The sequence below is a fragment of the Microtetraspora sp. NBRC 16547 genome (genome assembly GCF_030268965.1).
Taxonomy (GTDB): Bacteria; Actinomycetota; Actinomycetes; order Streptosporangiales; family Streptosporangiaceae; genus Microtetraspora.
On record NZ_BSSE01000056.1, the window covers coordinates 1 to 11,819 of the forward strand.

General features: G+C 65.7%; 13 protein-coding genes and 4 tRNA genes. 8 read left to right on the plus strand and 9 right to left on the minus strand.

The genetic code is table 11. The features are described 5' to 3' along the window. Positions 1 to 118: 118 nt before the first annotated feature. Positions 119 to 451: a TIGR04222 domain-containing membrane protein gene (locus tag QSK17_RS36360; RefSeq protein WP_352231899.1), complete on the minus strand. Its 333-nt coding sequence runs from the start codon at positions 449 to 451 to the stop codon at positions 119 to 121. A 258-nt stretch (positions 452 to 709) separates the two neighbouring features. On the opposite strand from QSK17_RS36360, the gene QSK17_RS35230 reads away from it, so the two are divergent. Beyond that, a complete protein-coding gene (locus tag QSK17_RS35230; RefSeq protein ID WP_285710964.1) occupies positions 710 to 1,165 on the plus strand; it encodes a tyrosine-type recombinase/integrase in 456 nt (151 codons plus the stop codon). Positions 1,166 to 1,225: 60 nt separating this feature from the next. Here QSK17_RS35230 and QSK17_RS35235 read toward each other — a convergent pair whose 3' ends face one another. The 5 genes from QSK17_RS35235 to QSK17_RS35255 all read right to left on the minus strand — a co-directional run bounded on the left by QSK17_RS35235 (position 1,226) and on the right by QSK17_RS35255 (position 3,779). Then, complete coding sequence (locus QSK17_RS35235; protein ID WP_285710947.1) at positions 1,226 to 1,687, minus strand: hypothetical protein; 462 nt, start codon at positions 1,685 to 1,687, stop codon at positions 1,226 to 1,228. Positions 1,688 to 1,867: 180 nt separating this feature from the next. Further along, positions 1,868 to 1,941: transfer RNA gene (locus tag QSK17_RS35240), tRNA-Phe, on the minus strand. Between the two features lie 19 nt (positions 1,942 to 1,960). Then, positions 1,961 to 2,035 (minus strand) — tRNA-Asp (locus QSK17_RS35245). 105 nt (positions 2,036 to 2,140) lie between these two features. Further along, a tRNA-Glu gene (locus QSK17_RS35250) sits at positions 2,141 to 2,213 on the minus strand. Then, positions 2,214 to 3,779, minus strand: coding sequence for a metallophosphoesterase family protein (locus QSK17_RS35255; RefSeq protein ID WP_285710948.1), 1,566 nt, complete (start codon positions 3,777 to 3,779; stop codon positions 2,214 to 2,216). A 236-nt stretch (positions 3,780 to 4,015) separates the two neighbouring features. Here QSK17_RS35255 and QSK17_RS35260 point away from each other — a divergent pair, with 236 nt between their 5' ends. After that, positions 4,016 to 4,357: a metallopeptidase family protein gene (locus tag QSK17_RS35260; RefSeq protein ID WP_285710950.1), complete on the plus strand. Its 342-nt coding sequence runs from the start codon at positions 4,016 to 4,018 to the stop codon at positions 4,355 to 4,357. 81 nt (positions 4,358 to 4,438) lie between these two features. Further along, positions 4,439 to 5,722 (plus strand): MFS transporter, encoded by a 1,284-nt coding sequence (locus QSK17_RS35265; protein ID WP_285710952.1) that lies wholly within the window; start codon positions 4,439 to 4,441, stop codon positions 5,720 to 5,722. 1 nt (position 5,723) lies between these two features. Here the strand turns inward: QSK17_RS35265 and QSK17_RS35270 are convergent, their stop codons facing one another. Beyond that, the gene (locus QSK17_RS35270) at positions 5,724 to 6,143 is read right to left on the minus strand and encodes a PspC domain-containing protein (RefSeq protein ID WP_285710954.1); all 420 of its coding nucleotides are present in this window, start codon (positions 6,141 to 6,143) and stop codon (positions 5,724 to 5,726) included. 86 nt (positions 6,144 to 6,229) lie between these two features. On the opposite strand from QSK17_RS35270, the gene QSK17_RS35275 reads away from it, so the two are divergent. Both QSK17_RS35275 and QSK17_RS35280 read left to right on the plus strand, forming a co-directional pair. After that, positions 6,230 to 7,387 (plus strand): acyl-CoA dehydrogenase family protein, encoded by a 1,158-nt coding sequence (locus QSK17_RS35275; protein WP_285710956.1) that lies wholly within the window; start codon positions 6,230 to 6,232, stop codon positions 7,385 to 7,387. A 69-nt stretch (positions 7,388 to 7,456) separates the two neighbouring features. Further along, a tRNA-Lys gene (locus tag QSK17_RS35280) sits at positions 7,457 to 7,531 on the plus strand. Positions 7,532 to 7,638: 107 nt separating this feature from the next. Here the strand turns inward: QSK17_RS35280 and QSK17_RS35285 are convergent. Continuing rightward, positions 7,639 to 7,875: a tyrosine-type recombinase/integrase gene (locus QSK17_RS35285; protein WP_285710958.1), complete on the minus strand. Its 237-nt coding sequence runs from the start codon at positions 7,873 to 7,875 to the stop codon at positions 7,639 to 7,641. Between QSK17_RS35285 and QSK17_RS35290 the strand changes: the two genes are divergently transcribed. Further along, positions 7,838 to 8,236, plus strand: coding sequence for an inositol monophosphatase family protein (locus tag QSK17_RS35290; protein ID WP_285710966.1), 399 nt, complete (start codon positions 7,838 to 7,840; stop codon positions 8,234 to 8,236). The genes QSK17_RS35285 and QSK17_RS35290 overlap by 38 nt on opposite strands. A gap of 161 nt (positions 8,237 to 8,397) precedes the next feature. Here QSK17_RS35290 and QSK17_RS35295 read toward each other — a convergent pair whose 3' ends face one another. Beyond that, complete coding sequence (locus tag QSK17_RS35295; protein ID WP_285710960.1) at positions 8,398 to 8,808, minus strand: DUF4259 domain-containing protein; 411 nt, start codon at positions 8,806 to 8,808, stop codon at positions 8,398 to 8,400. A 767-nt stretch (positions 8,809 to 9,575) separates the two neighbouring features. Here QSK17_RS35295 and QSK17_RS36505 point away from each other — a divergent pair. Together QSK17_RS36505 and QSK17_RS35300 are read left to right on the plus strand one after the other, a co-directional pair. Next, entirely contained in the window at positions 9,576 to 10,073 is a 498-nt protein-coding gene (locus tag QSK17_RS36505) for a hypothetical protein (RefSeq protein WP_502889350.1), read from the plus strand. A gap of 462 nt (positions 10,074 to 10,535) precedes the next feature. Continuing rightward, complete coding sequence (locus QSK17_RS35300; RefSeq protein WP_285710962.1) at positions 10,536 to 11,261, plus strand: hypothetical protein; 726 nt, start codon at positions 10,536 to 10,538, stop codon at positions 11,259 to 11,261. Positions 11,262 to 11,819 lie beyond the last annotated feature (558 nt).

Genomic DNA, 11,819 nt, shown 5'->3' on the forward strand with positions numbered 1-11,819 from the left:
TTTCGAGGTGCCGTTCTCCTGCAGGATCAAGATCTAGTCAATCCAGATCATGCCAGGTCAGAGCGGCACCTTTTGTCGTATGTGACGCTAGGTGACGATCATCCGCATGTCGGTGAATTCACGAGGCCGGGCGCCGATCGTCTCGCGACGACAGCCTGTGGATGATGTCGGCCTCGATCGCGTCTTCTCTGCCGCCGACTGCGACCACCTGGACATGCCCGTCAGTATCGAAGCGCACGAATCCCGCCCTCGCCAGGGCCGCGAGTGCTGTGACTACGACCCGTCGGACGCCTCCGGCGAGATATGCCAGCTCATAGAGGCTCGGACTGCGTTCAGCGGCACCGCGCGGCACACGTCGTGAACGTCGCCGGGCCACGTGATCGCTCAACGAAGACGCGACGACCACGAGGAGAGAGCCGATGGACAGGAGCGTTACCGAGTTCTGCGGCATCTGGCTCGCCTCTCGTCCCGCAGCCGGTCATACTTCACCGACAGGCTCGAACGGATGTCGTTGCGACCGTACGGTCCGCCCGTTCAGGGGTCAACGCCGTCTTCGTCGCCGGCCGGTCATCATGGCGGCACTCCGCCGCTGTCATGCACGGCGGCTGTCCCAACTCGGCCCGGTGTCTTGTGATCGGCGCTCTACTGTCGCGCGGCGGCGGCCGGAATCGGGCTTCGTTGGGAAGACGTCGACCTGGAGACGGGCACGCTGGAAGTCGTCCAGACCCTTCAGCGGGTCGGAGGTCGGCTTCAGTTCGTCAAGCCCAAGACGGAAGACTCGGAGCGTTCCGTCCCGCTTCCGCCCGTATGCGTCGAGGCGCTCAAGGAGCACCGCAAGCGCCAGTTCGCCGAGCGGGCCGACAGGTGGCCGGACTGGGAGGATCACGGCCTCGTCTTCCCTTCTCGGCGCGGAACACCGATGGAGCCTGACAACCTCGGTCGTAGCTGGAGCGAGATTCGCAAGGCGGCCGGTCTCGGGACCGTGCGTCTTCACTACCTCCGCCACACCTGTGTGAGTCTCCTGCTTGACCTGGGTGTGCCGCCTCATACGGTGCGGGAGATCGTCGGACACTCCGACATCGAGGTCACGATGACCATCTACGCGCACTCTTCCCTCGACGACAAACGCGCCGCCCTGGGCAAGCTCGGCAATGCTCTCGGCTGATAACGACCTCGACGGGAACGCCTCGGACATGGTGCTCGAGGCGTTCTGCTTTCCCATCGGTCAGTCCCCAGTAACTCCCCAGAACACGATCTCGCTGGGATGCCGCTGCTCGTCATACAACACGGTGTAACAGGCGTAGCCACTCTCTTCGATCAGGCCGTCCAGCTCTTCATATGCCTCCTCATATATCCGCTCGAAGTCCGCACGCGTCGGCCACGACGAGCCGAGCACTCTCGTTATCTCCTCGGCGGTGAGCGGCCTGGCTGAGCAGACCTCAGGCTCCTCGCCCTGGCCGAGGACCCTGAAGATGTCCAACACCGAGTGAGTGAACGAATGCCGCACACCCTCGTCCTCCCACAACTCCTCAATCGTGGAAGGCCGAGGCCGCTCAGGAGATCCCCAGCGTCCGTCGTAGAGCCAGAAGTAGTCGCCCTCGCTGAACGCACGTTCATGGGCCGCGGCAAGGGCAGCCGAAACATCCTGCTGATACGGCGTGAAGTAATCCCACCCTGAAGCGCCCACGATTCGCCCTCTCCGCCGATGACGCACCTGCACCGAAGTACGCAGGACGCTACCGACCGAGGCCGACAAAGATCCGCTGCAAAGAATCATGGGCACGTTGTCGTCAGCGCTGTCGTCAGGCCCAACGAAAAGCGCCCCGAAGCGATCATGCTTCGGGGCGTTCTTGCTGTTCAGATGATGTGGTCAGGGGCAGGGTCGAACTGCCGACCTTCCGCTTTTCAGGCGGACGCTCGTACCAACTGAGCTACCTGACCCGACGGCTTTCGCCGTGAGCGGTCCTGACGGGACTTGAACCCGCGACCTCCACCTTGACAGGGTGGCGAGCACTCCAAACTGCTCTACAGGACCTTGTTTCGGAAGTTTTTCGCTTCCGTCTTGTTCGGCTTGCCTAGCTTACCAGTTCTTCGGAGGTCTTCGACCTTCCGTTTCCCCGGTGAGCTTACGCTCGCCAAGTGCCCCCAACGGGATTCGAACCCGTGCCGCCGCCTTGAAAGGGCGGTGTCCTAGGCCGCTAGACGATGGGGGCTCAGGGCTTTCGCCCCGTTCCGTTCCGTCTTCCGTCGGAGACCTCTGAAGCATAGGGGACGTTTGCCCGTGATGCCAAAGCGACCGGCGACGGTGTGCCGCTGATCGTTCCCGTTGGCGACGGGACGTTCGTTGGCTCCGAAAGAATTGTACGGCCAGGCTCCGGCTCGATACGCCGCTGGCACTGGATCCACTGCTCCCCCAGCCCTCCCACGGTGATGTCGTCCCAGGCCTGGAGGCGGTGGGTGTCCTTGCTGAAATACAGAACGGACGCCTCGAGCGGTGTGGGTTCCTCATGTTCGAGGCCGCGCAGCCCGGCACCACCGGTGGATCCCTGGATCATCAACCGCGTGCCGGTGGGCAGCAGCTCGGTCGAACGCTTGTGCACGTGCCCGGCCAGGACCAACGCCGTGGAGCCCGAGAGGGCCCGGCCCACGGTGGGGTCGTGCACCGCGACGAGATCGACGGGGATCTTCTTGGGCGACGGGGCGGACACGGGGCTCGGCCGCTCCGGCGGAGTCAGCCGTAGGGCATGCGTACGACCGAGGTTGACCAGGTCAGCCTCGTCGTCGTGGGCCTCCAGCGACTTGTCCGGGGTGAATCTGGGGTCGCCGATCCCGTATATCCGCAGCCCCTTGACCGTCTTGGAGTCGCCGTCCAGCACGACCGCGTTCTTCTGCTTGGCCACCGCGCGCTGGGTGACCGCGGAGTCGTGGTTGCCCCGGACGTACACGTACGGCACGCCGAGCTTGCCGATCTCATCGACGAACGGGTTCTCGGCCCGGGTCCCGTGGTCGCTGATGTCGCCCGTGTCGATGATCAGGTCGATCTTAAACTGCTCCTTGAGCGAGCGGATGACGTTCCAGCCGACGGGGTTGATGTGCAGGTCGGAGACGTGCAAAACCCGGATCGTGCCCGGATCCGGGTTGTAGATCGGCAACGTCGACCCCGCCTCGTAAAGCTGCGAGACGTTGGTAACCAGCTTGGCGAGTTGGCCCCGGTATTCGTCGAACCGGGTCACGATCGACTCCGCGCTGCCGATGAGCGACGGGACGCCGGTGAGCAGCCCGGTGTAGCGCGGCTCGGAGACGGAACGCGGGTTGAACGTCAGGACCGACACCCCACCCACCGCGGCCACGAGGATCAGGGCGCCGACGCTCGTCCAGATCGCCCGCGAAAGCCGGCGGAACACGACCAGTCCCGTCAGAAAACCGCCGACAACGGCGAAGAGCAGCGCCCGGATCGCCAGCTGGCGCAACCCATCGATCAGATCCCTCTCGATGGTCTCGGGCAGCCGGTCGGCCCACTCGGGGTTGTTCAGGATCTCCTGGGCCACGTCGGGGTGGACCGCCTCGATGCCGAGCGTGAGCCGTACCGGGCCCTGGTGGGAGGCGAACCGCAGCGTGCCGAGCGGGCGGACGTCGACGACGGACTCACCGCGCCAGGTCGGCTGGAGGGACATCTGGACGTCCGCGGGCCCCATGGAGGTCTGGACCGAGGCGCCGAGCGCGAGCCCGAGACACGCTCCGGCCACCGCGACCGCGGCAATCGCGAACACTCCGGCCACGCGGCCTCCAGCCAGCCGCCGGATGGTCCCTTTCCACGCCGATAGCTCCATGCTCTTCCTGCTTACCCGAATCCGCGGCCGATCGCGATCGCATTCCCTCCAGGATCAACGAGCCGGGGCGGCCGCCCGGCCGTTTCTCGGGCTCCCGTCGGGTGGTCGCTGTTCGTTCCCGCCGTGTCGTGCCGCCGACCGTAGGCCGGTACCGAACCGTGACGTCCCGGTGACACGATGGAGGCATGATCGACGTCCCCCTGGAAAGGTTCGAGGAGCTCGTTTCCGAGGCGCTGGACACGATCCCGCCCGGGCTGGCCAAGGTCATGGACAACGTGGTGGTGGTCGTCGTGGACGATCCCCCGGAGCCGGGCCTTCTCGGGCTCTACACCGGCATACCGCTGACCGAGCGCGGCGACTGGTACTCCGGCGTCCTCCCGGACCGGATCGAGATCTACCGCAACCCCACGCTGGAGATCTGCCAGACGCCCGAGGAGGTGGTCGAGGAGGTGCGCATCACCGTCGTCCACGAGATCGCCCACCACTTCGGGATCGACGACGACAGGCTGCACGAGCTCGGCTGGTGATCCCGTAGGGGTTGCGAAACGAGGACAGCATGGGCACTGTAGGTGACATACTGAACACGGTTCGTATCTCAGCGGGGTGAAATGGCGGCGACCAGGCCCGACCGGCTACCCGGAAGGCATCGCCGTCCCGTCGAAGGTCAGGCGACCTACGGCGAGGTCATCGCCGTCGGCGAGTTCCGCGCTCTCTGGCTCGGCCAGGGCATGTCCCTGCTCGGCGACCAGCTCGCCCAGGTCGCGCTGGCCATCCTCGTCTACAACCGGACCCAGTCCGCTCTCGCCACCGCCGGCGTCTACGCGCTGACCTACCTGCCGCCGATCGTCGGAGGGCCGTTGCTCTCCGGGCTCGCCGACCGCTACCCGCGCCGACGGATCATGCTCGCCTGCGACGTCCTCAGGGCCGGGCTCGTCGCCGTGATGGCCATACCGGGGATGCCGTTCGGCGCGCTCTGCGGCCTCGTCTTCTGCGTCGTCCTGCTCAGCGCGCCGTTCTCGGCCGCCCGCGCGGCGTTGCTGCCCGAGATTCTGGAGGGCGACCGGTACGTCGTCGGCTCCGCGCTGCAGAACGTCACCAACCAGGCCGTCCAGATGCTGGGGTTCGCCGCCGGAGGCGCCGTCATCGCCGGTCTCGGGCCGTACCGTGCGCTCGCGCTCGACGCGGCCACCTTCCTCGGGTCCGCTCTGGTCATCGTCGCCGGTGTACGGCGGCGCAGCGCGCCCGCGCGCTCCGGGGTTCGCCTCTCGATGTGGACCATGACTCGGGCCGGAGGCCGTCTCGTCTTCGGGGAGCGCCGGCTGCGGACCCTGGTGCTGTTCGCCTGGCTGTGCGGGTTCTACGTGCTGCCCGAGGGCATCGCCGTGCCGTACGCCATGGAACTCGACGACGGGACGCTGCCGGTGCCCGCCATCACCGGCCTGCTCATGGCCGCGATGCCGACCGGGACCGTGATCGGCGCGTTCGTGTTCAGCCGGTTCGTCGCGCCGTCGGCCCGGCTGCGGGCGATGGGGTGGATGGCGATGCTGACCTGCGCGCCGCTCATCGTGTGCGCGATGCGGCCACCGCTCGTCGGTGTGCTGTTGCTCTGGGTCCTGTCGGGGATCGGCGGCGCGTACCAGCTCGCGGCGAACGCGGCCTTCGTGCAGTGTGTTCCCGCGGACCGGCGCGGACAGGCGTTCGGGATCGTTCAGTCGGGACTGCTGGCGGCCCAGGGCGTCGGCATCCTGATCGGGGGTGCCGTCGCCCAGGAACTCGGTCCGGAGCCGGTGGTCGCCCTGGCCGGCGCGGCCGGACTCTCTCTCGCCGCATGGCTGGCCACGGCCTGGACCGAGTCCCGCACGGAGATCATCGCCGGGGTCCGGGCCGCTTGAGTCACGCCTGGGGCCCCTGCGGCTCCTGCGGCCGCGGCGACTGGCCAGGCTGGCCGTACGGGTGCTGCCCATAGCTGCCATCCTGCTGGTACGGCTGGGACGGGACCGGCTCCGACCAGGCCTGCTGGGCGCGGTCCCACCTCGTCTTGGCGTCCTGCCAGACGTGGCCGTCCTTGTTCTTGTTGACCAGGTCCTGGACGATGGAGGCGTTCTTGTCCTCCTCGGGGATGAGCAGCCACGCGACCGCGTAGATGCCGACGCCGAGGCCGCCGAAGAACGTGGCGACGGCGAGGGCCACCCGGAGGATGTTGGCGTCGACGCCGATGTACTCGCCGACGCCGGAGCACACGCCGGCCACGACCCTGCCGTTCCTCGTGCGCCGGAGCTGCCTGACCGAACTGTTGGTGTGTGTCTCGTTCATGTCTCCAGCGTGCCTCTTCCGTACGGAAAGGGGCATCGGGATTCCCCCTGGCCCAACCCCGATGCGGCCCCTATAACCTGGCAGCCATGGACGACCTGCTGAACCTCGACGACCAGCTGACCTCCGAACAGCGCATGATCAGGGACGCCGTACAGGCCTTCGTCTCCGACCGCGTTCTTCCTGACGTCGCCGAGTGGTTCGAAGAGGGTGTCTTCCCCGCGCGCGAGCTCGCGTCCGAGCTCGGCTCGCTCGGGGTACTCGGCATGCACCTCGACGGGTACGGCTGCGCCGGCCTCGACGCCACCTCGTACGGCGTGGCCTGCCGTGAGCTGGAGGCGGGCGACTCGGGGCTGCGCTCCTTCGTCTCCGTGCAGGGATCCCTGGCGATGTTCCCGATCTGGAAGCACGGGTCCGAGGAGCAGAAGCAGGAGTGGCTGCCGCGCATGGCCGCGGGCGAGGCCATCGGGTGCTTCGGCCTGACCGAGCCCGACCAGGGGTCCGACCCCGCCGGGATGCGCACCAACGCCAAGCAGGACCCGTCCGGCGACTGGATTCTCAACGGCGCCAAGATGTGGATCACCAACGGCTCGGTCGCCGACGTGGCCGTGGTGTGGGCCCAGACGGACGGCGGCATCCGCGGCTTCGTGGTCCCGACCGACACACCGGGGTTCTCCGCGCCGGAGATCCACCGGAAGATGTCGCTTCGCGCCTCCGTGACGTCCTCGCTGTACTTCGATGACGTACGCCTGCCGGCGTCGGCCGTACTGCCGGGCGTGACCGGGCTGAAGGGCCCGCTGTCATGCCTGAGCGAGGCCCGGTACGGCATCCTGTGGGGCGTCATCGGCGCAGGCCGCGCGTGCCTGGAGTCCGCCGTCGACTACGCCAAGACGCGCGTGCAGTTCGGCAAGCCGATCGGGTCCTTCCAGCTCACCCAGGAGAAGCTGGCGTGGATGGCCGTGGCGCTGGAGCAGGCCGGGCTCACCGCCCTGCATCTCGCGCGGCTGAAGGAGGCGGGCACGCTCAAGCCGCAGCAGATCAGCTTCGGCAAGCTGGCGAACGTCCGCGCGGCGCTGGACATCGCCCGCCAGGCCCGCTCCGTGCTCGGCGCCAACGGGATCACCCTGGAATACCCCGTGATCCGGCACATGAACAACCTGGAGAGCGTGCTGACCTACGAGGGCACCCAGGAAGTTCACCTGCTGACGCTGGGCAGGGCCCTCACTGGGCTCGATGCCTTCCGCTGACCCGTTATCGTGATCGCGGTAAAGCACATCGCCGGAGGCGGGGTACGCTCTGTACCCTGCTTCTAGCAAGGGGTGCTAGCTCAATGGCAGAGCAGCGGACTTTTAATCCGTAGGTTCAGGGTTCGAATCCCTGGCGCCCCACCAGGCAAAACACCAGTTACAGATCTTGTTCTGAGGGGTGTTACAGCCACCTTTTACAGCCAAGAGGGCCGGAATCCCCATCGTGGGAGTCCGGCCCTGATGCTGTGGACTCACCCGAAGAGTTTCTTGGCGACGGCGTCGACGGCCGCCCGCTCGATGTCCGGGAGCACGTGCGCGTAGGTGTTCATGGTCAACGCGATCTGGCTGTGCCCGAGGGTCTTCATCACCGTGCGCGGCGACGCTCCGCAGGCCAGCAGGTAGGACGCGCAGGCGTGGCGGAGGTCGTGCGCCACCGCCAACGGCCAACCGATCAGCGCCAGCAGCACAGACGCTCTGGATGCCGCCATCGTGTCCGTAGGGGACTACGCCGTAGGCAACGGCGCGGAAGCCAAGAACCGCGTACGCCTGCCACTCAACTACCAACTCGCCACCCGAGTGCAGCGGGTCCGGATGTTCGGATCAGCCGCCGTCGATCTCGCCTGGGTCGCCGAGGGCAAGACCGACGCCTGCATCATGCTGTCCAACAATCCCTGGGACACCGCCGCAGGCGTCCTCATCGCTCGCGAAGCCGGAGCCGTCGTCACCGACATCGACGGCACCCCGCACACCACCAAGGCCCGAGCCACCATCGCCGCTACCCCGAAGATCCTCGCCGACCTCGTCGAACTCGTCACCGGAGCCGAAAAGGACGCGGACCGTAGCGCGTAGCTTGCCGAATTGAGCTTTTAGGGATCAAGGGCGGCGCTCCGCGCCGCCTCGCGGCCCTACGCCCGCCGCGAGGCACCCGCCGACCCAAAGCATCTCGCCGACGCGAGCGTCACGCCGCCGCACGGCAACGCCATGCCTGCCGTTATCGCCCGCGCTCGCTCCTACGCCGAAAGAATGCGTAGGTAGGGCTCAAGCTCAGACTTGGCCTCGTCGATCCCGTCCGAGAGCGTCCACAAGTGGTACCACTCGTTGTCGTCGGGCATCAGTGCCCGACGCACCGTCCGCTCAGCCTGATCTCTCAACTCTTCTGGGACCTCAAGCTGTATCGGTTCAAGGTCTTCATCAATCTCCAGCGGGTGCCCTCGTTGCTCGGCAAGACGGTAGGCCACCAGCACTGCCCCGGCCAAGGCTTGTTCGGCCTCCCAGCTATCAAGACCGCCTTCGACACCGATCACACAGCCAAACTTGGACCGCAGCAGATCCGGCAGGTCCTCCGGCCGGGCCTGCCCTAACTCGTCAAGCAGATCACCCGCCGCATCGTTGTCCAGCGGGCCAGTGCCCCATGCCCCCATGACCGCCCTCGCTCCTGCCTGCCGTCCTGGTTCGATCTAGTGAGTATGCCTCCGGCGGGGGCTCTTCGGCTCCGGGGGTGATCGCGAAGCGCTACTCCCACCATCGCCCCCGTAGGTGGCTAAGGTAGGGGCCTGATCACCCCGCCCGCCATCGACCCGGAACAAGCCGAGCAGACCAAGGCCGCTTCCCCTTTCGGGCGGGTCGACGGCACACAGGGTGATCAGGCAGGCGGAGGCGTGCGCGGTCGCGCGGGAAGTTCGCCTGCGGCTACTCGCCTAGCCCACAAGCGCAGATCACCGATCACCCTGGCCAAGCGATCATCGTCAGCCACGCCGGCCGGCGCCCACGGCTGAGTCCTCAGCTCGCACTCTCCATCGAGATCGGCCCACAGCCACTGAAACGAGTCTCTGATCTCAAGCTCACGAGGGTCCGATGCTTCAAAGAGCCCTCGAAGATCGTCAACCAGCTTGGGCAGCGGTATCCGGCCCGAGGCGTACAGGTCGAGGCGTTCGACCATGCGGCCGATCAGCGCTCGCTGGTAGTCCTCCACAAGGCCACATTCTTGATCGTCGTGCAATTAGCGTGCAATTAGCCAGGGGAACGAGGGGCAACCACGGTTACTCCTGACCGGCCCCACGCGCAGGTCAGCGTCCTTACGAGCCGTGATCCATGCAATTCCCAAGCTGATAGCGCGGGCTCGATCCAAGGTCGGCGGAAAGATCAGGAGGGAGAGCAAGGCGATCGGCGACACAGACAGGTAAGACGTATGGTCGAACCACACCACCATCTGCGAGTACCGTCGTCAGCCGTGCAAACTGTCCACTTCGATCATCGGCTGCACATCACGGTCTACGAGGCGGGTGACGTGCTCCCACCGTATGTCGATCCCATTCCGGCTTGGCTGGCCAACGAGGCCTCTTGTCGCGCAGCCGCCCTGCGGATCGACCGGCCGAACCGGCCGAGGTTTACACAAGGATGCATTGCGGTGTGGCCGTCCGGAATCGAACCACGCAGCGCGGCGAGTGAGGTCGAAGCGTGGACCGCCGAGGATCTCCGAGGTGTCCTGCTTGCCGACAATCGTTCTCATCGTTGTTTCGGCTGCGGAGCACGGCACGAGGTGCTCTACCCCGTGGACACGCCCGAGGTACTTGAAGGGTGGCAGCATCGACACTCCTCCGAGTCGGGATGCCCTACCTGCGGAGCTGAGTTCGTGACATCACGACTCGGAGGGCTAATGATCAACCCCTTCGAGCTTGCAGACTGACTACAGCTGTACAGCCATGAGTACAGCCAAAGAGGCGAACGACGGCGGACCTCGGCGGACGTTCGCGGACACCGCACCCGCAGGCCAGAGCCTCGGACCTCGATCGAATCGACTTCTTTTAATTCGCAGGTTCTTCGTTCGCGGTGTCGGTGTTACACCGCAGCAGCCTCCGCATGCCGCTAGGGAAGCTCAAGATTCGATCTTCTCTCTGTACGTGCCAGCAGCCTAGTCTTCGTGCTCATGGCTCGCACCACTTCCAAGCCTCCGGTTGACATCACGCAGGTGTTACCCGCGTTGGGCTCGTACGCAAGAACAGCTGTCCGGCTTCACCCTCGGCCTGGGAAGCCGAGCATGTATGACAGCCACATTGGGGGCCCGCTGCTCTGGCCGTCCAATGAGCCGTGGCCGGCATGCGGCCGAACGGTGGAGGTACAGGCCGCACCCTTTGGCCAGCCCGGCTGGATGACGATGCTGGACCGCGTCCCTGAGAGTCCGATCCCCATGGTCGGCGTCGCACAGTTCTATGCACTCGACATACCGGAGATTCCCTTTCCTGAGGGAACCGATCTGCTTCAGGTGCTGTGGTGTCCCAATGAACACGTGGAGGACACGGGCCTCGCTCCTGCTCCACTGCTGGTCTGGCGTCGCGCCTCCGACTTGACCGATGTTCTCGCTGAACCGCCGATGCGGGATCACACCACGCCCGACGGCGGTCCTGAGACCCCGGTGGCCGATCTCAGCTACGAGGACTACCTGCCACGCCCCTGCGTGCTTCATCCCGAACGGGTCACCGAGTACCCCTTCCACGAAGAGCTGCCAGAGCATCTCCAGACGGCACTGGACGCATGGGAAGACGGTTCCGAGCACTCCTACCAATCCCTGTTGTCCATGGCGCCGGGCTGCAAGATCGGAGGGTGGGAGTCCTGGCACGTCACTGACATGTACGAACTGCCCTGCAACGTCTGCGGAACGGAAACAGAGCCACTCCTCAAACTTGCCAGCAGCGAATGGGACAGTGCCAGCGAACCCCGATGGCGCCCCCTGGAAGAACGTCACCTCGAATGGGGCACGCCCGAATGCCAAGAGACGCTCGAACCAACCACGCTCCAGCTCGGTCGCTATGCCTCGCTCACGATCTTCCTCTGCCCCCGATCCGCTGAGCATGGCCACCGCCTGACCATCCAGTAACCGAAAAGCACAGCATCTGCCTCGGCGGAGGGCTCCGCGTGGTCGCCGTGCAATATGCGTGCAATGATCATTGGTCCCAAGGTGGTGAGACACAGCTGTACCACAGGTAGAAGGCCGGCCTCCGGCTGCAAGTGTCACGAGCTGGAAACCGTCGATACTTCTGAGGTGCCAGATGGATGATTCGGAGTCCGTCTCCTGCTGGTCTTTCTACGGAGGCGATCTAGCAGAGGCATTGAGAGCGCTCTAGCCGCCGAGTTGCATTCCTGGTTGCAGTTCCAGGTGATCCAGGACGGTTCAGATCGGGTTACGTACGAGCTCTGACCTGCATTGACGTTTTCTCAGCGTGATCGACTCGGACAGTAGGGCTTTCCTGGGCAGAAACGATCACACGCGAGCAGACACGCGGACGAACAGAGGATGCCGGAAACAGACGTGGAGCCTTCGGTAGAAGAGGTCTCACCACAAGATCGTCCGTCTACCAGAAGGCTCCACGTGATCACCTATCCTGCCATGCTCGACGTCTCACGAGACCTCATCCGCTTCGTCGCACGACTACTG

What these genes read in the sequence shown, in the direction of transcription:
- QSK17_RS35285 (WP_285710958.1), bottom strand. Translation starts at nt 7,875, where the DNA reads ATGGCGGCATCCAGAGCGTCTGTGCTGCTGGCGCTGATCGGTTGGCCG.
- QSK17_RS35270 (WP_285710954.1), bottom strand. Translation starts at nt 6,143, where the DNA reads ATGAACGAGACACACACCAACAGTTCGGTCAGGCAGCTCCGGCGCACG.
- QSK17_RS35275 (WP_285710956.1), top strand. Translation starts at nt 6,230, where the DNA reads ATGGACGACCTGCTGAACCTCGACGACCAGCTGACCTCCGAACAGCGC.
- QSK17_RS35260 (WP_285710950.1), top strand. Translation starts at nt 4,016, where the DNA reads ATGATCGACGTCCCCCTGGAAAGGTTCGAGGAGCTCGTTTCCGAGGCG.
- QSK17_RS36505 (WP_502889350.1), top strand. Translation starts at nt 9,576, where the DNA reads ATGGTCGAACCACACCACCATCTGCGAGTACCGTCGTCAGCCGTGCAA.
- QSK17_RS35295 (WP_285710960.1), bottom strand. Translation starts at nt 8,808, where the DNA reads ATGGGGGCATGGGGCACTGGCCCGCTGGACAACGATGCGGCGGGTGAT.
- QSK17_RS35265 (WP_285710952.1), top strand. Translation starts at nt 4,439, where the DNA reads ATGGCGGCGACCAGGCCCGACCGGCTACCCGGAAGGCATCGCCGTCCC.
- QSK17_RS35300 (WP_285710962.1), top strand. Translation starts at nt 10,536, where the DNA reads ATGACGATGCTGGACCGCGTCCCTGAGAGTCCGATCCCCATGGTCGGC.
- QSK17_RS36360 (WP_352231899.1), bottom strand. Translation starts at nt 451, where the DNA reads ATGCCGCAGAACTCGGTAACGCTCCTGTCCATCGGCTCTCTCCTCGTG.